The 24,351-nt window shown below is 61.2% G+C and carries 26 protein-coding genes; 6 read left to right on the top strand and 20 right to left on the bottom strand.

Annotation, left to right across the window (positions count from 1 at the left end):
- Positions 1-126 precede the first annotated feature (126 nt).
- Positions 127-1,659 (top strand): fumarate hydratase, encoded by a 1,533-nt coding sequence (locus tag CGK74_RS06530; protein WP_094267691.1) that lies wholly within the window; start codon positions 127-129, stop codon positions 1,657-1,659.
- Positions 1,660-1,821: 162 nt separating this feature from the next.
- On the opposite strand, the gene ppsA is transcribed toward CGK74_RS06530, so the two are convergent.
- Positions 1,822-4,188 (bottom strand): phosphoenolpyruvate synthase, encoded by a 2,367-nt coding sequence (ppsA, locus tag CGK74_RS06525; RefSeq protein WP_094267690.1) that lies wholly within the window; start codon positions 4,186-4,188, stop codon positions 1,822-1,824.
- A 130-nt stretch (positions 4,189-4,318) separates the two neighbouring features.
- Between ppsA and ppsR the strand changes: the two genes are divergently transcribed.
- The 3 genes from ppsR (at position 4,319) to msrB (ending at position 6,840) form a co-directional block, all read left to right on the top strand.
- Positions 4,319-5,152 carry a posphoenolpyruvate synthetase regulatory kinase/phosphorylase PpsR gene (ppsR, locus tag CGK74_RS06520; protein WP_094267689.1) on the top strand — a complete coding sequence of 278 codons (834 nt, stop codon included), beginning with the start codon at positions 4,319-4,321 and terminating at the stop codon, positions 5,150-5,152.
- An 88-nt stretch (positions 5,153-5,240) separates the two neighbouring features.
- Positions 5,241-6,410, top strand: a complete 1,170-nt coding sequence (locus CGK74_RS06515; RefSeq protein ID WP_094267688.1) for a DUF2863 family protein — start codon at positions 5,241-5,243, stop codon at positions 6,408-6,410.
- Between the two features lie 28 nt (positions 6,411-6,438).
- Positions 6,439-6,840, top strand: a complete 402-nt coding sequence (msrB, locus tag CGK74_RS06510; RefSeq protein ID WP_094267687.1) for a peptide-methionine (R)-S-oxide reductase MsrB — start codon at positions 6,439-6,441, stop codon at positions 6,838-6,840.
- A gap of 110 nt (positions 6,841-6,950) precedes the next feature.
- On the opposite strand, the gene CGK74_RS06505 is transcribed toward msrB, so the two are convergent.
- From CGK74_RS06505 to CGK74_RS06450, 12 genes are all read right to left on the bottom strand, one after another.
- A complete protein-coding gene (locus CGK74_RS06505) occupies positions 6,951-8,132 on the bottom strand; it encodes an acetyl-CoA C-acyltransferase family protein (RefSeq protein WP_094267686.1) in 1,182 nt (393 codons plus the stop codon).
- A gap of 28 nt (positions 8,133-8,160) precedes the next feature.
- On the bottom strand, positions 8,161-9,087 hold the full coding sequence (locus CGK74_RS06500; protein ID WP_094267685.1) for a CobD/CbiB family protein: 927 nt from the start codon (positions 9,085-9,087) through the stop codon (positions 8,161-8,163).
- A 138-nt stretch (positions 9,088-9,225) separates the two neighbouring features.
- A complete protein-coding gene (locus CGK74_RS06495) occupies positions 9,226-9,861 on the bottom strand; it encodes a CoA pyrophosphatase (protein WP_240498644.1) in 636 nt (211 codons plus the stop codon).
- Positions 9,858-10,505, bottom strand: a complete 648-nt coding sequence (locus tag CGK74_RS06490; protein WP_240498643.1) for a retropepsin-like aspartic protease family protein — start codon at positions 10,503-10,505, stop codon at positions 9,858-9,860. The genes CGK74_RS06495 and CGK74_RS06490 overlap by 4 nt, the downstream gene beginning before the upstream one ends.
- Positions 10,496-10,924, bottom strand: a complete 429-nt coding sequence (locus tag CGK74_RS06485; RefSeq protein WP_094267682.1) for a type IV pilin protein — start codon at positions 10,922-10,924, stop codon at positions 10,496-10,498. The genes CGK74_RS06490 and CGK74_RS06485 overlap by 10 nt, the downstream gene beginning before the upstream one ends.
- Positions 10,921-11,265 carry a cupin domain-containing protein gene (locus CGK74_RS06480; RefSeq protein WP_094267681.1) on the bottom strand — a complete coding sequence of 115 codons (345 nt, stop codon included), beginning with the start codon at positions 11,263-11,265 and terminating at the stop codon, positions 10,921-10,923. Before CGK74_RS06480 ends, CGK74_RS06485 begins: the two co-directional genes overlap by 4 nt.
- Before the next feature lie 43 nt (positions 11,266-11,308).
- Positions 11,309-14,875, bottom strand: coding sequence for a pilus assembly protein (locus CGK74_RS06475; RefSeq protein WP_094267680.1), 3,567 nt, complete (start codon positions 14,873-14,875; stop codon positions 11,309-11,311).
- 25 nt (positions 14,876-14,900) lie between these two features.
- Complete coding sequence (locus tag CGK74_RS18930) at positions 14,901-15,401, bottom strand: pilus assembly PilX family protein (protein ID WP_165770051.1); 501 nt, start codon at positions 15,399-15,401, stop codon at positions 14,901-14,903.
- A 12-nt stretch (positions 15,402-15,413) separates the two neighbouring features.
- Positions 15,414-16,454, bottom strand: coding sequence for a PilW family protein (locus CGK74_RS06465; RefSeq protein ID WP_276206045.1), 1,041 nt, complete (start codon positions 16,452-16,454; stop codon positions 15,414-15,416).
- Between the two features lie 14 nt (positions 16,455-16,468).
- Complete coding sequence (pilV, locus tag CGK74_RS06460) at positions 16,469-16,978, bottom strand: type IV pilus modification protein PilV (protein WP_094267678.1); 510 nt, start codon at positions 16,976-16,978, stop codon at positions 16,469-16,471.
- 21 nt (positions 16,979-16,999) lie between these two features.
- The gene (locus CGK74_RS06455) at positions 17,000-17,497 is read right to left on the bottom strand and encodes a GspH/FimT family pseudopilin (RefSeq protein WP_133091797.1); all 498 of its coding nucleotides are present in this window, start codon (positions 17,495-17,497) and stop codon (positions 17,000-17,002) included.
- A 133-nt stretch (positions 17,498-17,630) separates the two neighbouring features.
- Positions 17,631-17,834 carry a YjfB family protein gene (locus CGK74_RS06450; RefSeq protein WP_094267676.1) on the bottom strand — a complete coding sequence of 68 codons (204 nt, stop codon included), beginning with the start codon at positions 17,832-17,834 and terminating at the stop codon, positions 17,631-17,633.
- Between the two features lie 181 nt (positions 17,835-18,015).
- Between CGK74_RS06450 and CGK74_RS06445 the strand changes: the two genes are divergently transcribed.
- The gene (locus tag CGK74_RS06445) at positions 18,016-18,831 is read left to right on the top strand and encodes an ankyrin repeat domain-containing protein (RefSeq protein ID WP_094267675.1); all 816 of its coding nucleotides are present in this window, start codon (positions 18,016-18,018) and stop codon (positions 18,829-18,831) included.
- A gap of 14 nt (positions 18,832-18,845) precedes the next feature.
- Here the strand turns inward: CGK74_RS06445 and CGK74_RS06440 are convergent, their stop codons facing one another.
- From CGK74_RS06440 to CGK74_RS06415, 6 genes are all read right to left on the bottom strand, one after another.
- On the bottom strand, positions 18,846-19,331 hold the full coding sequence (locus tag CGK74_RS06440; protein ID WP_094267674.1) for a YajQ family cyclic di-GMP-binding protein: 486 nt from the start codon (positions 19,329-19,331) through the stop codon (positions 18,846-18,848).
- 22 nt (positions 19,332-19,353) lie between these two features.
- The gene (gene ppnP, locus CGK74_RS06435) at positions 19,354-19,677 is read right to left on the bottom strand and encodes a pyrimidine/purine nucleoside phosphorylase (protein ID WP_094267673.1); all 324 of its coding nucleotides are present in this window, start codon (positions 19,675-19,677) and stop codon (positions 19,354-19,356) included.
- A 14-nt stretch (positions 19,678-19,691) separates the two neighbouring features.
- Complete coding sequence (locus tag CGK74_RS06430) at positions 19,692-19,922, bottom strand: DUF2788 domain-containing protein (RefSeq protein WP_094267672.1); 231 nt, start codon at positions 19,920-19,922, stop codon at positions 19,692-19,694.
- 39 nt (positions 19,923-19,961) lie between these two features.
- Positions 19,962-21,191, bottom strand: a complete 1,230-nt coding sequence (locus CGK74_RS06425) for an argininosuccinate synthase (RefSeq protein ID WP_094267671.1) — start codon at positions 21,189-21,191, stop codon at positions 19,962-19,964.
- Positions 21,192-21,262: 71 nt separating this feature from the next.
- Positions 21,263-22,186 carry an ornithine carbamoyltransferase gene (gene argF, locus CGK74_RS06420; RefSeq protein ID WP_094267670.1) on the bottom strand — a complete coding sequence of 308 codons (924 nt, stop codon included), beginning with the start codon at positions 22,184-22,186 and terminating at the stop codon, positions 21,263-21,265.
- A 9-nt stretch (positions 22,187-22,195) separates the two neighbouring features.
- The gene (locus tag CGK74_RS06415; RefSeq protein ID WP_094267669.1) at positions 22,196-23,371 is read right to left on the bottom strand and encodes an aspartate aminotransferase family protein; all 1,176 of its coding nucleotides are present in this window, start codon (positions 23,369-23,371) and stop codon (positions 22,196-22,198) included.
- A gap of 233 nt (positions 23,372-23,604) precedes the next feature.
- Between CGK74_RS06415 and CGK74_RS06410 the strand changes: the two genes are divergently transcribed.
- A complete protein-coding gene (locus tag CGK74_RS06410) occupies positions 23,605-23,895 on the top strand; it encodes a DUF3579 domain-containing protein (protein WP_094267668.1) in 291 nt (96 codons plus the stop codon).
- A gap of 137 nt (positions 23,896-24,032) precedes the next feature.
- On the opposite strand, the gene rpsT is transcribed toward CGK74_RS06410, so the two are convergent.
- Positions 24,033-24,299, bottom strand: a complete 267-nt coding sequence (rpsT, locus tag CGK74_RS06405; protein WP_004251992.1) for a 30S ribosomal protein S20 — start codon at positions 24,297-24,299, stop codon at positions 24,033-24,035.
- Between the last annotated feature and the right edge of the window lie 52 nt (positions 24,300-24,351).

Raw genomic sequence — 24,351 nt, 5'->3', positions numbered from 1 at the left:
ACTTACACACCCGCTATTGGCCCCATGAACGACGCGATCCGGAGCGGGGTGCTAAAATTCCAAGGTTGATCCACCAGCGATCCACCTACGGCATTCTGCCCCCTAGTCATCCGGAGACCAAGCGTCATGACGATTATTCGCGAAGAAGACCTCATTCAGTCGATTGCGGATGCGTTCCAGTACATCAGCTACTACCACCCGCTCGATTACATCCAGGCACTCGGCGAAGCCTACGAACGCGAAGAGAGCCCGGCCGCGAAGGACGCCATCGCGCAGATCCTGACCAACTCGCGCATGGCCGCCGAAGGCCACCGTCCGATCTGCCAGGACACGGGCATTGCCGTGGTCTTCCTCAAGGTGGGCATGAATGTGCAGTGGGACGCGAAACGCAGCGTCCAGGAGATGATCAACGAGGGCGTGCGCCGCGCCTACAACAGCCCGGACAACAAGTTGCGCGCCTCGGTGCTGCTCGATCCGGCCGGAACGCGCCGGAACAGCAAGGACAACACCCCCGCGGTGGTCCACTATGAAATCGTCGAAGGCGACGAGGTCGAAGTGATCTGTGCGGCCAAGGGCGGCGGCTCCGAGAACAAGTCGAAGATGGTCATGCTCAACCCGTCCGACTCGATCGTGGACTGGGTCATCAAGACCGTGCCGACCATGGGCGCGGGCTGGTGTCCGCCGGGCATCCTCGGCATCGGCATCGGCGGCACGCCCGAAAAGGCGATGCTGCTGGCCAAGGAATCGCTGATGGAGCCGGTCAACATCCACGAGTTGCGCGAGAAGGCCGCCTCCGGCGCCAAGCTGACCCGCGTCGAGGAACTGCGCCTGGAGCTGATGGACAAGGTCAACGCGCTCGGCATCGGCGCGCAGGGCCTGGGCGGACTCACCACCGTGCTCGACGTCAAGATCATGGACTACCCGACGCATGCCGCTTCTCTGCCGGTCGCGATGATCCCGAACTGTGCCGCCACGCGCCACGTGCACTTCCACCTCGACGGCTCCGGCCCGGCCCAGCTGCCGACGCCCAAGCTGGAGGACTGGCCGCAGGTCACCTGGAAGGCCGACACCAACGTCGCCACCCGCGTGAACCTCGACACGCTGACAAAGGAAGAAGTCGCGTCGTGGAAGCCAGGCCAGATCCTGCTGCTCAACGGCAAGATGCTCACCGGTCGCGACGCCGCGCACAAGCGCATTGCCGACATGCTGGAAAAGGGCGAGAAGTTGCCGGTCGACTTCACCAACCGCGTCATTTACTACGTCGGCCCGGTCGACCCGGTGCGTGACGAAGTCGTCGGCCCGGCGGGCCCAACCACTGCCACCCGCATGGACAAGTTCACCCGCATGATGCTCGAGAAGACCGGCCTGATCTCGATGATCGGCAAGTCCGAGCGCGGCCCGGTCGCCATCGAGGCGATCAAGGACAACAAGTCGGCCTACCTGATGGCGGTTGGCGGCGCGGCCTACCTGGTGTCGAAGGCGATCAAGGAAGCCAAGGTCGTCGGCTTCGAGGATCTGGGCATGGAGGCGATCTACGAATTCACCGTGCAGGACATGCCGGTGACGGTCGCGGTCGACGCCAACGGCACCAGCGTCCACAACACCGGCCCGAAGGAGTGGCAGGCGAAGATCGGCAAGATTCCGGTCGTCGTCGCCTAAGCAACACTGCCTGCGCCGCCCTGCGCGGCGCTGCACCGCAGCCCGGCCAATGGAAGTCCTCTTCGGCCGGGCTTTTTCATGGGCGGAACAAGAACGGGGGAGCGGGCATCACGCCCCTCCCCCGTTCTTCACTTCAGCACCGGCTCACCGCCGGCACCCACTTCACTGCGCGCGATGCGCGGCCAGCTTCAGCCAGGTATCGACCACGGTATCCGGGTTCAGCGAAATGGTCTGAATGCCTTCATCCATCAGCCACTCGGCGAAGTCGGCGTGATCGGACGGCCCCTGGCCGCAGATACCGACATACTTGTCGAGCTTGTTGGCCGCCTGGATCGACATCGACAGCAGTTGCTTGACCGCCGGATCGCGCTCGTCGAAGGCGTGCGCCACCAGACCGGAGTCGCGATCCAGGCCCAGCGTCAGCTGGGTAAGGTCGTTGGAGCCGATCGAGAAGCCGTCGAAGTACTGCAGGAACTGCTCGGCCAGGATCGCGTTGGACGGGATCTCGCACATCATGATCAGCTTGAGGTCGTTCACGCCGCGCTTGAGGCCGTGCTCCGCCAGCAGATCGACCACGCCCGCCGCCTCTTCAAGGTTGCGCACGAACGGGATCATGATCTGGACGTTGGTCAGGCCCAGCTCGTTGCGCACCTTCTTCATCGCCGCCACTTCCATCTCGAAGCAGTCACGGAAGGTGTGGGCGATGTAACGCGAGGCGCCACGGAAGCCCAGCATCGGGTTTTCTTCCTCAGGCTCGTAGATCTCGCCGCCCAGCAGCTTGCGGTATTCGTTCGACTTGAAGTCGGACATGCGCACGATGACGGGCTTCGGGTAGAAGGCGGCGGCGATGGTCGCCACACCCTCGACCAGCTTCTCGATGAAGAACTGCTTGGGCGTCGCGTAACCACGCGAGCGGCGGTTGATCTCGTCGCGCAGGTTGGCCGGCACCTGGCCGAGATCGAGAATCGCCTTCGGATGGATGCCGATCATGTTGTTGATGACGAACTCGAGGCGAGCCAGGCCAACGCCGCCGTTGGGGATCTGCGCGAACTCGAAGGCGAGTTCGGGGTTGCCCACGTTCATCATGATCTTCACCGGAATTTCGGGCAGGTTGCCCATATCGGTGGTGATGACCTCGTACTCGAGCTTGCCGCGGTAGACGTAGCCGGTGTCGCCTTCGGCGCACGATACGGTGACGGACTCGCCTTCATTGAGGACGTCGGTCGCGTTGCCGCAGCCGACGATGGCGGGGATGCCCAGTTCGCGCGCGATGATCGCCGCGTGGCAGGTGCGGCCACCGCGGTTGGTGACGATGGCACTGGCGCGCTTCATCACCGGCTCCCAGTTGGGGTCGGTCATGTCGGTGACGAGGATGTCGCCCGCCTGCACGCGGTTCATTTCGGAAGCGTCGCCGACGATGCGCACGACGCCCGCGCCGATCTTCTGGCCGATTGCACGACCATGCGTGAGCGCCTTGCCGTACTGTTTGAGGCGGTACTTCTCCATCACCAGGCCGCTGTCCTGGCTCTTCACCGTCTCCGGGCGCGCCTGCAGGATGTAGAGCTTGCCGTCGACGCCATCCTTGCCCCATTCGATGTCCATCGGACGGCCGTAGTGCTTCTCGATGATCACCGCGTAGCGGGCCAACTCGAGCACGTCCTCGTCGGTCAGCGAGAAGCGGTTGCGATCAGCCTCGGGCACATCCACAGTGCGCACCGACTTGCCGGCCACGGCCTTGTCCGTGAACACCATCTTGATCAGCTTGGAGCCGAGGTTGCGACGGATGATCGCCGGTTTGTCCAGCGCCAGCGTGGGCTTGTGGACGTAGAACTCGTCCGGGTTGACTGCGCCCTGCACCACCGTCTCGCCCAGGCCGTAGGACGCGGTGATGAACACCACCTGGTCGAAGCCGGATTCGGTGTCGATCGAGAACATCACGCCCGAAGCGCCCGAGTCGGAACGGACCATGCGCTGCACACCGGCCGAAAGCGCGACGTCGGCGTGGGCGAAATTCTTGTGCACGCGATAGGCGATGGCGCGGTCGTTGTAGAGCGACGCGAACACTTCCTTCATCGCGTGCAGGATGTTCTCGTAGCCGTGGATGTTCAGGAAGGTTTCCTGCTGGCCGGCGAAGGAGGCGTCCGGCAGATCTTCGGCAGTCGCCGACGAACGCACGGCGAAGCTGCCCTCGCCTTCTGCGGTAATCTTCTCGTAAGCCGACTTGATCTCCGCTTCGAGCTGCGCCGGGAACGGAATGTCGATGATCCACTGGCGGATCTGCGCACCGGTCTTCGCCAGCGCGTCGACGTCGTCGACGTCCAGCGCGTCGAGCGCAGCGTTGATGCGATCAGCCAGGCCGTCGTGGGCGAGGAATTCGCGATAGGCTTCAGCAGTCGTCGCAAAGCCGCCGGGCACGCGTACGCTGGCAGGCAGCTGGCTGATCATCTCGCCGAGCGAGGCGTTCTTGCCGCCGACCTTTTCGACATCGGTCATGCGCAGTTCGTTGAAGGGGATCACGTAGCGAGTCATGGCTGGCCTTCCGCAAAAGGGAGATAGAAAGCAAAATGCGATTTTACAGTTTTATTGTGCTCTGCCGCACGACAGGGTTTGCCCCAATACCCCACCCGGTCTCTCCAGCCGGCGCATACAGGTATCCATCATGAGTGAAGCGCCCACCCGCACCGTCTTTTTCGTCTCCGACGGCACCGGCATCACGGCCGAAACCCTCGGCCACAGCCTGCTCGCGCAGTTTCCGGAAGGCAAGTTCAAACAGGTCCGCGCGCCGTTCGTCGACGACATCGACAAGGCCATCGAGTGTGCGACGCAGATTCGCGAGGCTGCCGCAGCCGACGGCGTCCGCCCGATCGTGTTCAGTACTCTCGTCAACGAGGACACGGTTGCTGCACTGCACAAGGCCGACGCACTGTTCCTCGACCTCTTCGAACGCTTCATCGGTCCGCTCGAAACCGAGCTTGGCCAGCGCTCGACCCATGCCGTCGGACGCTTTCACGGCATCGCCGACAGCATCAACTACAAGCACCGCATCGAAGCCATCAACTTCGCCATGGCGCACGACGACGGCGTCTCGAGCGATGGCGAACTCGCCGAGGCTGACGTGATCCTCGTTGGCGTCTCACGCTCCGGCAAGACGCCGACCAGCCTCTACCTGGCCATGCAGTTCGGCGTCAAAGCCGCCAACTATCCGCTGATCCCCGAAGACTTCGAGCGCAATAAGCTTCCGGGCGAATTGCACAAGTACCGTACCAAGCTGTTCGGCCTGACCATCGCCCCGGAACGCTTGTCGCAGATCCGCCAGGAGCGCCGCCCGAACAGCCGCTACGCCTCGCTCGAGAACTGTCGCTACGAGATCGACGCCGCACACAAGCTCATGCGCCGCGAGAACATCCGCTCGCTCGATTCGACCACCAAGTCCATCGAGGAAATCTCCGCCACCATCCTGCAGACCGTTCGCGTAGACCGCCCCGGCTTCTGATGCGCAGGGGCATCCGCGCACGATCGACTACAATACGATCCGTTAACGCCCGCGCCTGCGGACGCCCCAACAGCAACAGGACACCCCGATGAAAAGAACGCGCCTCAAGCGCCGTGGCGGCCTCGGCCGCATCGCAGAAAGACTCGTCTGGCTCGCCAATGGCATCGCCGAATCCGGCAGCCGTGTCGAAGATCGCTATTGGGAACAGCAACTGAGCACTGCCATCGACGAGCATCTCGCCGACGATGAGGAAGAAGCGCTGAACGCCGCGCTCGACCACCTTTACAGCACCGAACCGCGCGCCTACGACGAGCTCGCCGACTTCATCGAGTCGCGCGCCGAATGTGCCGCCGGGGCCTTTGCGACGCATGACGTGGTGTTGGTCGCGGCTCCCGTCCTGGCCTGGTCGCGCTATCGTATTCCGGCCTCGAACATTCCGCCTGCCGTGCTGGCCAACCTCCGCGTGCATCTTCAGGCCCATGTGCTGGCCAAAGGCGCACGACTCGCGCTCGCCGACTTCCTTTTCAGCCCGGACCAATTGCCGCAGGGTTACTGCGCCACCGCTGAGTTCGCCAAGGTGCTGGGCACGGCGGCGATGGACAATCACGACCTGCGCATCGACACCGAAGGCATGCCCGAGACGGCGCAGTTCCTGTCAGACACGCGCTACCTGCTCGCCGCGGTCGCCGTGCCGCGGGGCGAAGCCCTGTTCCGCTGGCAGGAGGACGACGGCAGCCGCGACACCGCCCGCGACCAGTGGCGCACCCAGGGCGGAGCCTGCCTGGCGCCACTGTTGCCGGGCTGCGCCATCGACCTCGTGTTGCCCGAGAGCTACTTCGCTGCCAGCCGTGCCGCCGACAAGGACAGCCGTCCATACTCCGTTCGCGCCTCGGTCGCCTATCTCGGCACGGCACTCGAGACGCCGGCCGCCAACCTGCGGGCCGTCATTGCCCCCTTCTGGGATCGTCAGCTCGAGGAGTACCGCGTCGGCATCACGGTGCGCGGCAGTGAACAGGTCGTGCATGGGGTCGTATGGCCGCTGCTCGGCGCAGAGGACGACAGCACCGACTGCGCGGCGCAGATCGAGGCCGTGCTGCGGGAGTGTGGCGTGAATGACATCGTGCACCTGGATCACCAGTTCCCGCTCGAGTATTGCGACGACTGCGGCGCCCCGATGTATCCGTCGCCGGAGGGCGAGGTGGTGCACGCCGAGATGCCCGAAGACCGCGCGGAACAAATGCCGCGTCATCTGCACTAAGCGCTAACCCTCAGGCAGGCTGACGACGATGCCCCGTAAGATCGAGAAGGCGGACGCCGAATGGCGCGCCCGGCTAAGCGACATGCAGTACCACGTCACGCGCGAGAAAGGCACTGAACGCGCTTTCACTGGCGAATACTGGAACGTCTGGGACAAGGGTGCCTACAACTGCGTCTGCTGTGGCGCCCCCCTGTTTCGCTCCGAACACAAGTTCGACGCCGGCTGCGGCTGGCCCAGCTTCTGGACGGCGGCCGAGCCAGACAACGTCGAGTCCGCCATCGACCGCAGTCACTACATGGTGCGTACTGAAGTCCTGTGCCAGCAGTGCGGCGCCCACCTCGGCCACGTTTTCGAAGACGGGCCGCAGCCCACCGGACTGCGTTACTGCATCAACTCTGCGTCGATCAAGCTGGACAAGGATCCTGACTGACGAGTCGGCTCCGGCCGGCCGCGCCGGTCCTGCTTAACGCGAGGAGCAAAAAGAAGCCGCGCAGGCCCCGAAGGGCAGCGCGGCTTTTTCGTGGTGCCAACCGAGCGTACTTAGATGCGTTCCCACACCGTCGTGATGCCCTGACCGCCCCCGATGCACATCGTGGCCAGGCCATAACGGCCATTCACGCGGATCAGCTCATGCAGCAGCTTGGTGATGATCACCGAGCCCGTCGCACCCACCGGATGCCCCAGGGCGATGGCGCCACCGTTCGGGTTGACCTTGCTCGTATCGAGTTCCAGGCCACGGTTGACCGCGATCGACTGGGCCGCGAAGGCTTCGTTCGACTCGATCACGTCCATCTGGTCGAGCTTCAGGCCTGCGCGCTGCAGCGCGAGCTTGGTCGACGGAATCGGACCTTCGCCCATGACATCGTTCGGCACGCCGGCAATGGCATAGGACACCAGGCGGGCGATCGGCTTCTGGCCGGCAGCGGCTGCCTTGGCTGCGTCGGCCAGCACCAGGAAGGCAGCGGCGTCATTGATGCCAGAGGCGTTGCCCGCAGTCACCGAACCATCCTTCTTGAACGCCGGCTTCATCTTGCCGAGCGCTTCCATCGTCGTCATGCGCGGGTGCTCGTCGGTATCGAACACCACGGTCCCCTTGCGGGTCTCGAAGGTGATCGGGACGATCTGATCCTTGAAACGCCCCTCGGCGATCGCGGCCGCAGCACGCTTCTGCGACTCGAGCGCAAAGGCGTCCTGCTCCTCGCGCGAGATCCCCCACTTGCTGCACAGGTTCTCGGCGGTGATACCCATGTGACCCACGCCGAACGGATCGGTCAGCACGGCAACCATGGCATCGATCGCCTTGGTGTCGCCCATGCGCGCACCGCTGCGCAGCGCCGGCAGCAGGTAGGCGCCGCGCGACATCACTTCGACGCCGCCACCGATCGCATAGTCCGCGTCACCCAGCATGATCGCCTGCGAGGCGCTGACGATGGCCTGCTGCGCCGAACCACACAGGCGATTGACCGCGAACGCCACAGAGTCCGTCGACATGCCGGCATTGACCGTCGCCACGCGCGCAACGTAGGCGTAGCGCGAGTCGGTCGGAATGCAGTTACCCACCGCAGCGAACGAAACCGCCTTCGGGTCCACTCCTGCACGAGCAAACGCTTCCTTGGCGACGACCGCACCAAGCTCCGACGGCTCCATGTCCTTTAGCGAACCACCAAAACCGCCGACAGCGGAACGAACAGCACTCAGAACAACGACTTCACGATTTGCCATGCGAACTCCCTCCTAGGAAATCGAAATCTCACCCGCCCACCCAGCCCGCAAGGCCGAGCAGTGCAAGCATGAACAAACACACCAGCAGCGCCCGCCATACCAGGCCCACGGTGCTTTGCATGTGATCGGCATCCGCCTCATCGCCCTGTCCAAGCTCGGGTCGGTCGACGATCTCGCCGGATTCATGGATGGGCATGCCGAGCCTTACACCCAACGCCCCTCCGCCGCTTGAAAGCAGTATAGCCGACGACCTGTCGGGCCACAGCACGGCCTGAGTGCGCCAGCAATAGATAGCATCCTCGAAATTGCCCACGATCGAGAAAGAGGCTGCTGTAAGCCGCACCGGCACCCAGTCGATCGCCTCGAATGCGCGGCGCGCAAAACGACCGAACTCACCGAACTCCGGATCGGTGCGCTGCCCCCAATCTTCGGCAAAGAAACGTGCCAGCCGATACATCACCGCACCACTCGGCCCGGGCAGGATCACGAACCAGAACGCCACGCCGAACACGTTGCGGTGTGCAGCGACCAAGGCCTGTTCTATGGCGAGGCGCGCCACCTCGCTCGAACTTGCGTCGCGGTAGCTACGGCCCCGCCATTCGCCCAGCAGTTCCCGTGCCCGATCGAGTTCCCCCATGCGCAGCGCGAGGTGGATGTCCGTGAAGAAATGGCTCTCATGACGAAAGCCCATCGTCAGGTAAAGCACCGCCACGTTGAACGCGAAGGCCAGCAGCGGATGCCCTTCCCAAAGCAGGTAGTGCGCCAGGGCCGTACCAACCGTCCCCAACACGACGACCAGCACCCAGGCCAGTCGTCCATGCTGGGCCTGTCCGTCATTGAAGCGACTCACCAACGCACCCGACAAGGCCGCAAGCGGGTCGAGCACGACGTGTTTGACGGGTAGCGGACGAACCTGCTCGAGCAGCAGGGCAATGATCAACGAAAAGAGGGTCATGCAGCAGCCGGGGGACGAGGAAGGAACTCGGAATCTGTTTTGCCCAAGATACCACAAGTGCCAAGAACAACTCGCGCACACGACGGGCGCAGAGCCCATCCTGTACGACAGGTCAGCTCGTCCCCTGATGCCTCTCTGTCAACGCTCCGGCTCCCTCAGCAGGCGATACAGGGACATCAGGATCCCGGCGGTCGCACCCCAGATGAAGTAGTCCTTGTAAGGCATGGCGTGGAACTGCCGCTCCCGCCCTTCGTGCATCAGGCTATGGCGCTGGTGGTTGGCGGGATCGAGAAAATGCTTCAGCGGCACCTCGAAGGCCTCGGCCACCTCGAAGGCATCCAGACGGAGTTCGAACGGCGGATGCACGAGCCCCACCACGGGCGTGACACGAAACCCCGTGCCCGTGTAGTAATCGGGCAAGGCACCGAGCAACTCGACATGGCGACGGTCGAGACCAATCTCTTCTTCGGTCTCGCGGAGCGCGGTGTCAACGGGCGTCGAGTCCTGCGCCTCGACGCGCCCACCGGGGAAGCTGATCTGGCCCGGATGGTGGTGGAGATGGTCTGTGCGGCGGGTGAGGAGGATGGCGGGATCAGAACCATTCAGAACGATCGGCACAAGGACCGCGGCTGGCCTTCCACTCCGCTGCGCAAGCACTTCAGGAAAATCGCCAGATTCGACATCGACAGGCCCGGCAGTCAACAAGCCGCGCAGACGAATCAGCGCAGGTGAAAGCTCGCGAACGTTCCGCTCCAGACTCATCGAAATCGTCAATACCGCTTCTTGAGAAGCAGTTTGTCTCCTTCTTGTCGCCAGTCCATCCGATTCAAAAAACTCATCCCCAACAGCACAACGGGCAAGTCCTGTTCATGCACGACGACATCGACGTTCCGCACCGAAAGGGGCCCGATTTCGAGCCTGTCCAGCTTGTGCCGCCAGACACGCACAGTACCGTTAGCTGTCGCGCTCATGCCCGGCGTTCCGGATGCGTAGTCGATTCCGGCACGTACGGCATCAGAGCGCCCCAGCGAAACGAAAGTTGCACCGGTATCAACCAACAACTCCGTCGCAGCACCGTTCAGGCGACCCCGAGTGACAAAATGCCCGCGTGAGTCGGCTTGCAGCGCGACCTGCTCGCCCCCCTCTGTCGTGGCCGCATGAACAACATGCTCACCCAGACGTGCTGACCCTCGCTGGCCTTCGAACTCGTATGAAAGCAAGTCACCATCGACCCGGAGGACACGGACCCCTTCGCGAGATTTTCCCCCAACCGGGATCGTCTGCGGCGCGCCCCCATCCACCACGAGGATAGCCCTCGTCCCAATCGTGCCGACCAACGCGATGTCCAATGCTTGAGCTGCATTCGCGACCATCAGCATCGCAGTCAGACAGAAAGCACCGCGAACGCTCACCAGCACTGTCGGACTTCCATTCCAGCCGCCTGCCCCTTCACCCCCGCCTGGTTGATCGTCAACGTTCCGCAAGCATCGCCTGTCTGAGGGCCAGCTGGCACTGCCTGAATCGCGAAACGATCTCTGGCCTGCGCACCAGCCACGAATCCGACGTTGTAATAAGTGACACCACCATCCACCGGGCATCTTGCCGCAAAGGGCAAATCGGGGGCTGCCGGGTCGTCAAAATACCAACCGTTCGCAGAAAAACGCCGCTCCATAGCATTCGCCAAGCTCAACAAGACGGACGCGCATTCGGCTCTCCGCCCCTTTCTGAGATACTCGCTGTAATTCGGATAGGCAATAGAGGCGATGATGGCGATCACCGCCACGACGATCATCATCTCAATCAGCGTGAAGCCACCAAGTTGTCGACGGAGTCTCATTTCGATCCCTCCCGCATTGGCTGGCTCTCATCGAGATCGTGAAGAACATGCAATCGGGAAATCCGATTTTCCGCATTCTCGACCGTATAGTCGTAGCCGATGGGAACACCCTTCGGAAACCTCACGAGATCACCGACCGTAAGCCGGCGCTCGGCGCCATCCGCGGTGATCACGATACGGCTCGAAGGGGAAACGGCCCGACCATTCACTATCAATTGCGGTGGCACGAGTTCAACGCCATCGAGCCGCCCCTGCAATTCTGGCATGCCCTCCTGAGCCCCAACCCCCCAAGAGGACACCGCGAGCATTGCGCCGAGCGCCAGTTTCTTAATCGTTATCATCGCAATGATTTCCTTTTTTTCAGTACCGCGCGCCCATGTTCGCTCAGCGCAGTTGCCGCCAGGACTGCCGACCTAGCGAGAATGGCACCTTGTTCGGAATCTGCACCAGCTGCCCCGAGGTATCCGTCATGTTCTTCATGACGGTATCGCCAACACGCAAGACTGCAGGCATCCGCATCATGCCATCCTCGTTGAGAATTCCCGTTGGCGGGGTCCGAACCTCGTTTCCATCTTCATCGAGAACAGGATTTCCTTCATTGTCCAGGAGGGGAACCCAGTCCGCCATGTTGAAGAGGCCATCACCATTGAGATCGAACGCCGCGAAGTCAAGACGCCCCCCAGTTGCCGGATCGACTTCCATCAACCACGACGACCCGCCAAACGAGCAGGGATCCGAATTCGGGATGCGCGTAACGAAGATGACCCGATCAGACCAGACCGAAACCGCTTCTGTGACCCGCTCCCCCTGCACCCCGAGACGTGGAGAAATGAGGTCAATGAAGAAACCCTTTTCCGGACTTGTGGGCGACATTGTCCTATTCGTAACCTGACGAAGCCCCCAGTTCTTATCTCCGACGGTGAGCCGATATTCGTATGTGATCGATTGTTCCAGCAAGTTCGTACGGGCGACCTTCGAGGATCCGGTTGCCGCTTCGCAGTCTGAACCCGTTACGCGCCGTCCACATTCGTCCTTGATGCCGTAGAGACTCTGTCGCGCCATGTCACCTTGATCACCACGCTCAAAGAACTGCCCGGTCCCGATGTAGACGTACACACCCCTACCACCTAACGCTGCAACTTGCGGCTTTGCCGTGATGGGCTGGGCATTACCCAGCGAATCCTTTGCCTGGAACAAGGGTTTTCCGCCAAAAGCGACCTTCCAGTTCGCGGCCGCAGTACTCGTCAGATCAAACTTCCAGACGTTCCCCAGCATGTCTGCCGCATAGACCATATCGGCCGCGCCATCCTGATCGAAGTCAACCGCGACCGGGGTCGCCAAGCCATTCGGCGTCGTCGTACTTCCCACTCCGGTATCAAGCCGGGCGAGCAGCGCACCATCGGATAGCCGAACGACGAACAACTGAGCCTTGTGCGAGTCGCTGTTGTAGCCGTTTCCGAAGATGGCGACCCAATCACCGCCTTCGGTCATGACAATCGACGCCTGGCCGATGGTGTAGCCGAGCTCAGCATGCGAAAACTCCCACATGATCTTGTCAGCACCGAATGCGTTCGGGTTCTCGACATCCAGGGCGAAATATGAGCGGCCGCCGGCGCCTGTAGAACCCACCAGCACGGTTTTCCAGGAGGTTCCAATCCACGCGTCCCCTACCTTCGGCGCTCCATCAACGTAGTAGCGATGCGTATAGTCCGGATCGGCCAACTCCTTGAGATACGGAAATACCGAGTTCGGAATGAAGGCAAACTTCTCCACCCCGGTACTGGCGTCAAACGCGTGCAACATGCCGTCGTTGGCACCCACATACAAGGTCCCCGGTCGTTCCTTGAATGCCGTACTGTTTTTTCGCGTCACGTACGCAGTTCGCTGCGCAAGCGGAATGCCCGACAAAGTCGCGTAACCAAAGTCCTCGGAAGCGACATATGCGGGATCCGAATTCACGATATCGCCAAGTTTGCCTGCCCTGGCCCGGAAAACGCCATCGCCGGCACCACCGACCTCATGAAGCTGCTCGCCGCGCAGGTAGTTCAGCAAGCGAGCATCGCTATTCAGATAACCTTTCTGGGCCGTCGTGATCGAGGACCAGAGGAATGGAACGCCGGTCCCGCCCGACTCGGGGCTCCAAGTAAAAATGCTCCGCGATCCGTGAGCGGGGATGAGCGCCGCTGCACTCCAGGAAGGAGTCGCAGTCGGCTGGCCAGTCACGGGATCCAGTGCATAGGCAGCAAGATCTCCAGTCCAGCCGCCGCTCTCGTAGGTCGCACGAAAGATCTTTGACTCCGAGCTCAACTGGAACGCGCTGACCGCTGCAGCCGAAGCGGAACTGCTACGGCGTCCGATAGACTCGAGCGTTTCCTTGATCACTTGTGCGAATTCATCGGGGTCACTCGCACTGAAGAACCCGCCACGCGCATTCACTGAAGCATGCAGAAGGTCATCTACTTTACGTGCATCCTTAACAGCGGTCGTTCCCTCAAGAGGATTACCCCAAGGAATCGTAGTGCCCGAGTCGATCGCCGCGAAAGCAGCATCTGGAGAAACCGTTCCCTCAACACCCAAGCCGATACCGAACAACGACATGTGCTGCCAAAAAGCCGGATTGATCGTCGTCGTAGGAACCCGGTTCTCGACATCCGTCCGAAGGTCACGCTTCCAGTAGTACATCGCGACGTCGGCCAAGGTGTCCGAATAGGAATCGGAGAAGGGACTCGTAGCGGAATAGGTATAGCTTTCCCCTCCTGGACCAGTGATCGCGCTTCCCGCGACGCCGTCCACATTATTGTCGCGTGCAGCGCTGGTGCGGGCATCATACTCACTGCCTTCGCTCCAGTACCCATCAGTCATCAGGATGGCGTATGACTGCCTGCAGCTGAGATCCGTCCCGCCTGTGGCCCCTGGGGTCGTACTCCAGGGCCCCCGATCGTCAGTGCGCGAGAAATATTGCCCTGCATCATCCAGCGCTCGGCGAAGCGGCGTGCCCGCAGCCGGGATCGTGTGCCCATACAGCTCGCTGAAGAAGCCTGCGCGATCCGTGCCCTCAAAGCGCCGGACTCCCCTGATGACCGTACCGCCGGCCAAACCATCCACGGTGCTGCTATCGGTGTTGATCGCACCGAAACCGACGCGCATGCCCTCCCCCTGGGCTGCAAAACCACGCCCGATGCCCGCTCGTGCCGTAAGAATACGGGATCGGTAATAGCTGAACCAGTTGGCGAAATTCTGGGTTTCCTGGGCAACACTCCGCCCCCACGGGAATGTAGTAACCGTGGTTTCGGAACCGCCGTTCAGATCCTGTCGATACCCGGCTGTGCCCCTGATCTGGTACTTGACATAGTTCCGATAATTGTCGACTGCACCGCTACCCTTATAGACATAGAACGTAATGGGCCAATAGGTGCGCGCAGTGTCGTTAGTACCCGAATCATTTCTCCAGCGATTGTAAGACTTCTCAGTCGTTAAATTCCATTTTCCTCGCGAATAATTCTGTGGATTGAAAGGCGCATCAAACGGATTAATATTCGCCCATGCTGCGTTATCCTGATTGACCCACGGCAGGTAGGTGACGTTCGGATTGTAGAAAATCTTGTTATTGTGGCTTGAACGAACCTGCACGTTTCTTGCGGACGTATCGCTGAACTGAATTATCCTATTATCATAAATACTCCCGCCATACATGTTGCTGACCGGCGGAAAAAGATAGTAAGTCCAGGTCAACGACTCGGGGATCGCCTCGAACTGCATTGAGCCCGAATCATCAAGGATAAAAAGGATGTTCGGCTCGATCGTCCCGCCGAGGTACAAGGGGACACTCGAGATATCAAACGACGCAGCGTTGGCCATGCTCGCCACGCCTGTAAGACAAAATGACATTGCCGCGATATGCGCTGCCAAACGACGCGGGGCTGGCATACGTGAGATTCGTTTCGTTTGCATGATGACTCCGCTCGAGATGCCGCAATCAGCGTGTATATGTGTTCTGGATGATTGAAACTGTGTTCGCGCGCGCACCTTGCGCTCTCGCCGTAACGGTGAAAACCTCGAGTTCCTTGTTCTTTCCCGCCTCGAGGGTGTTCGTAAAACTGATGTTGGGCAGTTTCTCTATTCGGTAAACCGCTGCGGTTGCGGCGCGCACGCGTTCGTCCGCACTGAGTACGACCCGGTTTGCAGCCCAGTCGTCAAGCAAAGGGTCTGGCGCCGAGGTGCCGACGCTCTCGATATCGAAACGGCCATTGACAAGCGAAACCGTGAAGGGGAACAGCCCGGCGGTCAGCGCTTCTTCCGCAACCCGGACGGTTGCCTCAGCAGCCTGCGTTGCAAGGTTGCGATCATGCAGATTTCCAGCCATGCGTTCCTGTTGCGTCGAGGTCTGCATCGCCGTCAGGCCGATCATGGTTACGACCAACAACATGATCAGACCGATTATCAACACGGCACCGTGCTGAGAGGCTCTAAGCCGCATAATCAAATACTCCTAGCGAAGCCGGTTCCGCAGACCGACTGCAGTGGTGAATTCCTGCCGGTATCGTCGGTCACCCTCTTCTGCATCCTGCTCTACTCCATCGAAGAAATAGGTCTGCTCGGTTTCCAAGACGCGATTCTGAGCTGAGACGAAAAGCAGACGGGCCCTCACTGCCACGACCCTGGCCCAGCTGGGGGGTGTGGCATCACCAATTGCTACGTACTGATCGACGGAGCCATTGCCGTCGGTATCTTCACCGTACTCAACCACCAAACTCTCGACACCCTCAGCAATCTCCTGAAAAGTGACACCGTCAGTCGATCGGAATAGTGACGGAATCTCGGCATCGCTATTGTCCATGCGTCCGCTCCCCTGGATTCGGTATACGACCTGCTTGAGCGGAAACACCATTGCGTCGGCACCGTATCCGTAATTCAAAGTTTGATCCAGTTCCAATGTCACTTTGTTATTGGGCACTGAAACGATTGGATCCGAACGCAACTGAAAAAGGTCGCCCTTTGTGCAATCGGTGATCAGGCCGAAACGCGTCTCGGTAGCAAGGTCACCATTGCCCATTGCAGCACCCATCGCCTGCCCCGGAACTCGCGTAGTGTTAAGCAATTCGATCGACAGATCTCCGGGCGTAACGACGTTGCCCACGCCTCCACCGAGACGAGTGCCATCCTCCATCGCGCCGATGATGCGGATCTCATCCGTGCCATTCAGCCCCTCCGGCTCGGCACGAATTGCACGCTCTTCAACGAGGTCCACCTCATTCAGCGGAACATCGGCATCGCTCACCCTGACGTCGTTGGCCCCAAAACGGCGGCATCCCATGAATGCCGCATGCCTCAGATCGCTTGCGAGAAGCTCGAGCGCGATTCGGGCATTCTCCTGCACCCGCGATTGCGCCTCGTTCTGCGTGTAGGAGGTACGTGACGCGAAGAAGACGGTAAACACCCCTGCGATTACCAGCAAACCGATGATCAAGGAGATCATCAACTCCACGAGGGTGAAACCCCTGGCTGATGTACGGCCGGAACGTGTTCTCATGGTCGTGCCCATTCTCATATGTGCCCCACCACCATCATCGAGACGGCAGCACGATCGCGCCCATTCTCATCCAATGCAGTCCAGCGGATGACCACACGAACATAGTCACCATTCTCTGGACACGCGTCATCGATCTGGATGGCAGGATCGTCAGCCTGACAGACTTGACCTTCGCCACCCGGCAACGATGCAACACGCTGGACCCATTCATCGAGGTCCTCCCCGGCCACCCCCGCAGCATCGGGTTCATCGTCCTCGTCGCTGCCGAAGTCGAGGTTGTAGTTGTAGTCGGCGATCCGCGCAGGGTTCGCACGAACGCTGTCGATAATCTGGTAGGCGAGAATCGACGCCTGAGTGCGAATCCCGGCGTCCTGATTCGCCTTCAGGGAAGCAACCTGCAGCCCGGCAAGCCCGAGGAGACCTAGCGACAGGACGACGAGGGCGATGAGAACTTCCAGCAGACTCGCGCCGCACTGCCTCACCTGGACCAGCGACCTGCCGGCCGTCAGAATCCTTCGATTCATTCTGAGATTCCTCAACGTGCGTCAATCACAAGCAATGCGCTCGACTCGCGAAAGCCCACTCGGCATCACAACAATCCGCCGGGTTCTGAGCTCTCCCTCTTCACAACCAACTGGCGTGACGAGCAGCACGAAGTCTCCCGTCAGCCTTGCCCCTAGGCGAGAAAAGCGAACCTCTCCTCCGAGATCCTCATCGATTGCCGCATCCGTCGCTGCAAGCGCCTTGTTGAAGACGAACAACTCCTCGTCTCCGACAACGAGAGGATCGTCCTCCGGATTGAGGACGCGCCAACCTGCGCCATACCCATCGTCGTCGTCGGGAACAACGCGAACGGTATCACCGCGACGCACAGCCTCGCTCCGCGCATAGTTGAGACCGGAAATGAGCTCGTTGGACCACGTCGTGATCCGGTTGTCGATCAGCACGTTCCTGAACGACGGCGCAGCCATCGACAGAATGATTGCCAGCACGCCTAGCGCGACCATCAACTCGATGAGCGTAGTTCCGCGTTGATACCGCATGAAGGTCATCCTCTATAAGGTCAGCCAAACTCTTACATGGCACCGAGAAAAATGCTGCGTCATTGCGACGAGCGGAATGTAGCTGCGGATCGTCGGCACGAGCGCAGCAACCCTCTCGCTACGAAACCGGCGGTCAAGCCCATGTATCGACTAGGCCGCCTGCGGCTCTCCCGTAGGCAGGTGACGTCGCCACCACTTCAGGGAGCGCCTGAACCAGCTGCAACGCACTCTCCTCCTGCATGTTCATAGCCATCTTCAGCACCCTGATCGACACCTCCGCCTGAACCTTGGCCGCAGCGTTGGCGCTGGCTGCTGCGGCGATGGAAGTAACGTCCATACCTGACTCCTTAGCAGCGAAACCTCTCAAATTAATCTTACGCGCCGGCCAACCAAGTGCCTGGCGTAGCCATTGCGGAAAACCGCAACTTGTGACCGATGTCACGCCCCATCATGGGTAGTGTTGTTCAAACAGTCAAAATCGCCGTAAATAGAGACTGTCAACTAAACCATTCATTTATATGAAACATGAATTTTTCGCCTTCATGGGAACGAGCTACCCCTCGAGCCTTGAACGCGAGTTCGAGCGGATCCTGATCAAGATCGAGGACCTGTGGGACACCCCCAAGATCCACGATTACTTCAGCGACCTGCTCATCGACAAGCGCGGCGGCCGCAAGGGCTTTCCGCCGGACGTGCTGGCGGACATCATCCGCCTGCGGGATGCGCGCGAGCTCGAAACCTTCAAGGCGGCGGAGCGCAAGGAACACGCGATGCACGACCTGACCGCGCGCGGCATCGCCTTCCTGCCGAAGAACTTCTTCAGCGCACTGGAAGAAGGCAACCAGGAAATCATCGACCTCTTCGTCCGCGCCAACTTCAACGTGAATCTGACAGCGGAGGACGGGACTCCGCCTCTGGTGTTCGCGCTCAAGCGCGGCCTGACGATCATCGCGCAGATCCTGCTCAGCGCGGGCGCCGACCCGAACGCGAAGGATCGCCTTCACCTGACACCGCTGCTGGTCGCCTGCGGCAAGCCGACGGCCGGCTACCGGAACACGGTGGAACTGCTGCTGAAGAAGGGTGCGCACATCAACGTTCGTGACCCGCTCGGCAACACGCCTTTGCTCCTGTCGATCAGCGGTGGCACACCCGACATCGCATACATGCTTATCGAACAGGGGGCAGACGTGTTTGCCAGCCGGCGCGATGGCGAGACCGCGCTGTCACTGGCGCAGAAGCTAGGTGACGAGCGCCTGCTGCGCCTGATCGAGTTCAAAACGAAACAGGCTTCGCCCTTCGGCGGAAGCCTGTCTGGTGAGCGCGCTGCAGCCTGAGCGCTGCGTGGAAATCAGTCGCGGAAGTTGCCGTACTGCAGCGGGAAGTCAGTGACCTGCTTCTTCACCAGCGCGATCGCTTCCTGCAGCACGTCACGCTTGGCACCGGACACGCGCACTGCGTCGCCCTGGATGGCGGCCTGCACCTTCATCTTGCTGTCCTTCAACAGCTTGACGATCTTCTTGGCCAGATCCTGATCGACGCCGACGCGCACCTTCACTTCCTGCTTGACCTTGTTGCCGGAGATCTTCTGCACATCGCCGTAATCGAGGCAGCGGACATCGACGTTCTTCTTGGTCATCTCGGGCAGCAGGATGGTCTTGATCTGGTCGAGCTGGAAATCGCTGTCACCGTAGAGGGTGAGCAGCTTCTCGGCGTGTTCGATCTTGGCGCTGGTGCCCTTGAAGTCGTGGCGTCCATCGACCTTGCGGTTCGCCTGCTCCACCGCGTTTCGCAGCGAAGGCTGATCGACCTCGGACATGATGTCGAATGACGGCATCGCTCCCCCTCCTCCCGCGCGCTCAGCCGAAGTGGCAGATGTAGTGATACGGCTCGCCCGACACTTCGATGTCGAAGCTCGAGTTACCCGGCACGTCGAAGGATTCGCCAGCGCCGTAGGACTTCCACTCAGCTTCACCCTTGAGCCGGACGCGGCAGCTGCCCGCCACGCCTTCCATGACTTCGGGTGCGCCGGTATTGAAGGTCAGTGCAGCCGGCAAGATCACGCCGACCGACTTACCCGTACCATCCGCGAAACGGACGCTGTGGCTGACGCACTTGCCGTCGAAATAGACGTTGGCCTTGGTGGTGACGGCAACGCCGTCGAGCTTTTCGGTAATGCTCATCAAACTATCCTTTCTTACTCGATTCCAAGCAGCCTCTGGATGAAGCCCTTGGCGACGAAACCGATGAAACCCAGGCCGAGACCGATGAACATCCACATCGCGCCGTACTTGCCTGCCTTGGACTCCTTTGCGAGGTTGCCGATGATGAACAACATGTAGAGGATCAGGGCCGTGAAGCAGACCTTGAGTGAAATGTCCTCGAACTCGGCCATCGTCAGGCCGAAGATCAGTATGTCGTTGTCCATCACCGGTTTCCAAAGAGCTTTACGACCTGAACCGCTTCCTTAGCCGCGCTTCGCCTTGGCGTTGGCCGCGATGCGCATGCGCAGCGCGTTGAGGCGGATGAAGCCGTGTGCGTCCTTCTGGTTGTAGGCGCCCTGGTCGTCCTCGAAGGTCGCGATCGTCGGATCGAACAGCGAATCGGTCTTCGAGTCGCGGCCGGTGACGATGACGTTGCCCTTGTAGAGCTTGAGGCGCACCCAGCCATTGACGGTCTGCTGGGTGTGGTCGATCAGCGCCTGGATAGCCTGGCGCTCGGGGCTCCACCAGTAGCCGTTGTAGATCATGCTGGCGTAGCGCGGCATCAGGTCGTCCTTGAGGTGGGCGACTTCGCGGTCGAGCGTGATCGATTCAATGGCACGGTGGGCGCGCAGCAGGATGGTGCCACCCGGCGTTTCGTAGCAGCCACGGCTCTTCATGCCGACGTAGCGGTTCTCTACCAGATCGAGGCGGCCGATGCCGTGCTTGCCGCCCAGCTCGTTGAGCTTGGCGAGCAATTCGTGCGCCTTCATGCGGGTGCCGTTGATGGCGACGAGGTCACCCTGCTCGAATTCCAGGTCGACGTACTCGGCGGCGTCCGGCGCAGCTTCGGGCGACACGGTCCAACGCCACATCGACTCTTCGGCTTCGGCAGCCGGGTTCTCGAGATGGCGGCCTTCGAAGGAGATGTGCAGCAGGTTGGCGTCCATCGAATAGGGCGAGCCGCCCTGCTTGTGCTTCATCTCGATGGGAATGCCATGCTTCTCGGCGTAGGCCAGCAGCTTCTCACGCGACAGCAGGTCCCATTCGCGCCACGGGGCGATGACCTTCACGCCCGGCATCAGCGCGTAGTAGCCGAGCTCGAAGCGGACCTGGTCGTTGCCCTTGCCGGTGGCGCCGTGCGACACGGCATCGGCGCCGGTGGCGCGCGCGATCTCGATCTGGCGCTTGGCGATCAGCGGACGGGCGATCGAGGTGCCGAGCAGGTACTCGCCTTCGTAGACGGTATTGGCGCGGAACATCGGGAAGACAAAGTCGCGCACGAACTCTTCGCGCAGGTCGTCGATGAAGATGTTCTCGGGCTTGATGCCGAACTTGAGCGCCTTGGTGCGCGCGGGCTCGAGCTCTTCGCCCTGGCCGAGGTCGGCGGTGAAGGTGACCACTTCGCACTGGTAGGTGTCCTGCAGCCACTTCAGGATGACCGAAGTGTCCAGCCCGCCGGAGTAGGCGAGCACTACTTTCTTGACGTCGCTCATGCTGTTTTCCTGTTTCCTGCTGTGTTGCCGGCGCGCACGCCCGTGTGCACCGTAAATGTCGTCGGACTGAGTCAGGCCTTGATACGGCCCAACATCAGGTATTCCATGAGGGCTTTCTGTGCGTGGAGGCGATTCTCGGCCTCGTCCCACACCACCGACTGCGGTCCATCCATGACCTCGGCGGTCACTTCCTCACCGCGATGCGCTGGCAGGCAGTGCATGAAGACCGCGTCCCTGTTGGCCACAGACATCATCTCGGCGTCCACGCACCAGTCGGCGAAGGCCTTCATGCGCTCCTCGTTCTCGGCTTCGAAGCCCATCGAGGTCCACACGTCGGTCGTCACCAGATCCGCGCCGCGGCAGGCATCCATCGGGTCGGCGAACTGCTCGAAGTGATCGGTGCCATAGAGGCCGGCACGTTCGGGCTCGACCTCGTAACCCGGAGGCGTCGATACGTGGACGTTGAAGTCCAGCACCTCGGCGGCCTGCAGCCAGGTGTTGCACATGTTGTTGCTGTCGCCCACCCAGGCCACCGTCTTGCCCTGGATCGAGCCGCGATGCTCGATGAAAGTGAAGATGTCGGCCAGGATCTGGCACGGGTGGTATTCGTTCGTCAGGCCATTGATGACCGGCACGCGCGAATTGGCGGCAAAACGCTCGACGATGTCCTGCTCGAAGGTGCGGATCATCACCAGGTCGCTCATGCGCGAGATCACCTGGCCCGCATCCTCCACCGGCTCGCCGCGGCCAAGCTGCGAGTCGCGGGTGTTCAGGTAGATGGCCGAGCCGCCGAGCTGGTGCATGCCGGCCTCGAAAGACAGACGCGTGCGGGTGCTCGCCTTCTCGAAGATCATCACCAGCGTGCGGTCAAACAGAGGGTGGTAAGGCTCGTAGCGCTTGAACTTGTCCTTGATCCACTTCGCGCGCTCGAACACATAGTCGTATTCCTCGCGCGTGAAATCCTTGAACTGCAGGTAATGCTTGATGGAAGTCATAGGCAATCCTTAGCCGTTCGCGAGGAAGTCGCGCACCATCGGCGCCAGCATGGCCACCAGGGTCCGAGCCTCGTCGGCGGTGAAGGTCAGTGCCGGCAGCAGGCGGATGACGCGTTCGGCCGTGACGCTGAGCAGCAGACCCTGCTCCGCCGCACGCGCCATCAGCACGCCGCAGGGGCGATCGAGCTCGATGCCGATCATCAGCCCGCGACCGCGGATATCGACCACACCTGCAACGCCGACGAGCGCTTCGGCCATGCCCTTGCGGATCTGGTCGCCGATCGCCACCGCGTTGTCCATCAGCCTGTCCTCGACGATGGTGTCGAAGGTGGCCAGGCCGGCGGCGCAGGCCAGCGGATTACCGCCGAAAGTGGAGCCATGGTTGCCGGGACCGAAAAGCCCCGTGGCCCTGCCCGACGTCACGCAGGCGCCGATCGGCACCCCGGAGGCCAGGCCCTTGGCCAGCGTCATCACGTCGGGCTTGGTGCCGGCGTGCTGCCAGCCGTACCACTTGCCGGTGCGCCCCATGCCGCACTGAACCTCGTCGCACATCATCAGCCAGCCCTTGTCATCACACAGGGCACGCAACTCGCGCTGGAAGGTCTCGTCGGCCACATTGACACCGCCCTCGCCCTGGATCATCTCGAGCATCACCGCGACGACCGTATGGTCGTGCTCGGCGATCTTGCGGATGGCCTCGATATCCTTGTATGGCACGCGGATGAAACCCTGCACCAGCGGCTCGAAGCCGGCCTGAGCCTTGCGGTTGCCGGTGGCCGACAGGGTCGCCATGGTGCGACCATGAAAGGCGCTTTCCATGACGATGATGTGCGGCAGCTCGATTCCCTTCTTGTGCCCGTACATGCGCGCAAGCTTGATTGCGGCTTCGTTGGCCTCGCAACCGGAGTTGCAGAAGAACACCTCGTCCATGCCAGCGGTCTCGGCGATGCGGTCCGAGAGCTGCTCCTGCAGCGGAATGCGATACAGGTTGGACGTATGGATCAGCTTGCCGGCCTGGTCGGCGACCGCCTTGACCAGGCGCGGATGATTGTGGCCCAGCGTATTGACGGCGATGCCGGACAAGGCATCGAGATAGCGCTTGCCGGTCTCGTCGTACATCCAGACGCCTTCGCCGTGCGTAAACGCGATGGGCAGCCGGGCGTAGGTGTTCATGACATGGGACATGCTGTACCTCGATCGAAACTAAGCCGTAAACGTGCACGGCGGCCGCCGCCGCCGTGCAAATGAGCCGGAATCTTAAGCCAAAACCGCCAACCCTGTACAGGCGCGGCCGCTGACGCGGGAGTCTTATATATGACCGTCAATAAACCCGTTTTCTGCTAGAATGCGCCGCGCTTTGGGCGCCGCCCGCTGGACGGCGTCCATAGCGCACCTCCTCTGCCGCCAGGGCGCAAGACATGACTCAGAAGATCGAAAATTTCATCATCGTCGGCATCACCAATGACGGGAAGAAATTCCGCCCCAGCGACTGGGCCGATCGCCTCTGTGGCGTCATGTCAGCCTTCGGCGCCGACCATCGCATGATGTATTCGCCCTATGTCCGCCCGGGCTGCACGCTCAAGGGCGACAAGACCGTGCTGGTCGACGCGCGGCTCTACGACATCGAGCCGATGGCGTACAAGTTCATGATCAATTTCGCGAAGGACAACGACCTCCAGATCGACTGGATGGGCGATACACCACTCTGACAATCGGGCCGCGCTCACGCCAGAGCCGCCGCATCACACCAATGCTGGCGCCTTGTCTGACGCAGACATAAAAAAAGCGACCCGCGGGTCGCTTTTTCTTCAACCGCAGCCAAGACTGCGGCGAGGATCATACAAGATCAGACAGCCATCGCCTTGACGGCAGCCGACAGACGGCTCTTGTGACGAGCAGCCTTGTTCTTGTGGATGATCTTCTTGTCGGCGATGCTGTCGATGGTGCTCATCGAGGTGCGAAAGACCGACTGAGCCGCCGCCTTGTCGCCACCCACGATGGCCTTGCGCACGGCCTTGATCGCGGTACGCAGGCGGGAACGAAGGCTGGCGTTGTGGGCGCGAGACTTGACTGCCTGACGGGCGCGCTTGCGAGCTTGTGCCGAGTTGGCCATAGATGTAATTCCGTTGTTGAATGGTTCTGGAAAGCCCGCGATTCTAATGGCG

It is taken from the genome of Thauera propionica, assembly GCF_002245655.1.
In the GTDB taxonomy this organism is placed as follows: domain Bacteria; phylum Pseudomonadota; class Gammaproteobacteria; order Burkholderiales; family Rhodocyclaceae; genus Thauera; species Thauera propionica.
Note: the sequence above shows the minus strand (reverse complement) of the source record. Positions and strands in the feature narration are given on the sequence as shown.

Bases quoted from the DNA above. Each gene is read 5' to 3' on its own strand.
- CGK74_RS06450 (WP_094267676.1), bottom strand. From the start codon at position 17,834: ATGGACGTTACTTCCATCGCCGCAGCAGCCAGCGCCAACGCTGCGGCC.
- CGK74_RS06485 (WP_094267682.1), bottom strand. From the start codon at position 10,924: ATGAGACTCCGTCGACAACTTGGTGGCTTCACGCTGATTGAGATGATG.
- CGK74_RS06455 (WP_133091797.1), bottom strand. From the start codon at position 17,497: ATGCGGTATCAACGCGGAACTACGCTCATCGAGTTGATGGTCGCGCTA.
- CGK74_RS06480 (WP_094267681.1), bottom strand. From the start codon at position 11,265: ATGATAACGATTAAGAAACTGGCGCTCGGCGCAATGCTCGCGGTGTCC.
- CGK74_RS06445 (WP_094267675.1), top strand. From the start codon at position 18,016: ATGAAACATGAATTTTTCGCCTTCATGGGAACGAGCTACCCCTCGAGC.
- CGK74_RS06430 (WP_094267672.1), bottom strand. From the start codon at position 19,922: ATGGACAACGACATACTGATCTTCGGCCTGACGATGGCCGAGTTCGAG.
- CGK74_RS06500 (WP_094267685.1), bottom strand. From the start codon at position 9,087: ATGACCCTCTTTTCGTTGATCATTGCCCTGCTGCTCGAGCAGGTTCGT.
- ppsA (WP_094267690.1), bottom strand. From the start codon at position 4,188: ATGACTCGCTACGTGATCCCCTTCAACGAACTGCGCATGACCGATGTC.
- CGK74_RS18930 (WP_165770051.1), bottom strand. From the start codon at position 15,401: ATGCGGCTTAGAGCCTCTCAGCACGGTGCCGTGTTGATAATCGGTCTG.
- CGK74_RS06440 (WP_094267674.1), bottom strand. From the start codon at position 19,331: ATGCCGTCATTCGACATCATGTCCGAGGTCGATCAGCCTTCGCTGCGA.
- msrB (WP_094267687.1), top strand. From the start codon at position 6,439: ATGCCCCGTAAGATCGAGAAGGCGGACGCCGAATGGCGCGCCCGGCTA.
- CGK74_RS06415 (WP_094267669.1), bottom strand. From the start codon at position 23,371: ATGTCCCATGTCATGAACACCTACGCCCGGCTGCCCATCGCGTTTACG.
- CGK74_RS06410 (WP_094267668.1), top strand. From the start codon at position 23,605: ATGACTCAGAAGATCGAAAATTTCATCATCGTCGGCATCACCAATGAC.
- rpsT (WP_004251992.1), bottom strand. From the start codon at position 24,299: ATGGCCAACTCGGCACAAGCTCGCAAGCGCGCCCGTCAGGCAGTCAAG.
- CGK74_RS06425 (WP_094267671.1), bottom strand. From the start codon at position 21,191: ATGAGCGACGTCAAGAAAGTAGTGCTCGCCTACTCCGGCGGGCTGGAC.
- argF (WP_094267670.1), bottom strand. From the start codon at position 22,186: ATGACTTCCATCAAGCATTACCTGCAGTTCAAGGATTTCACGCGCGAG.
- CGK74_RS06465 (WP_276206045.1), bottom strand. From the start codon at position 16,454: ATGAGAACACGTTCCGGCCGTACATCAGCCAGGGGTTTCACCCTCGTG.
- CGK74_RS06475 (WP_094267680.1), bottom strand. From the start codon at position 14,875: ATGCAAACGAAACGAATCTCACGTATGCCAGCCCCGCGTCGTTTGGCA.
- CGK74_RS06505 (WP_094267686.1), bottom strand. From the start codon at position 8,132: ATGGCAAATCGTGAAGTCGTTGTTCTGAGTGCTGTTCGTTCCGCTGTC.
- ppnP (WP_094267673.1), bottom strand. From the start codon at position 19,677: ATGAGCATTACCGAAAAGCTCGACGGCGTTGCCGTCACCACCAAGGCC.
- CGK74_RS06530 (WP_094267691.1), top strand. From the start codon at position 127: ATGACGATTATTCGCGAAGAAGACCTCATTCAGTCGATTGCGGATGCG.
- ppsR (WP_094267689.1), top strand. From the start codon at position 4,319: ATGAGTGAAGCGCCCACCCGCACCGTCTTTTTCGTCTCCGACGGCACC.
- pilV (WP_094267678.1), bottom strand. From the start codon at position 16,978: ATGAATCGAAGGATTCTGACGGCCGGCAGGTCGCTGGTCCAGGTGAGG.
- CGK74_RS06515 (WP_094267688.1), top strand. From the start codon at position 5,241: ATGAAAAGAACGCGCCTCAAGCGCCGTGGCGGCCTCGGCCGCATCGCA.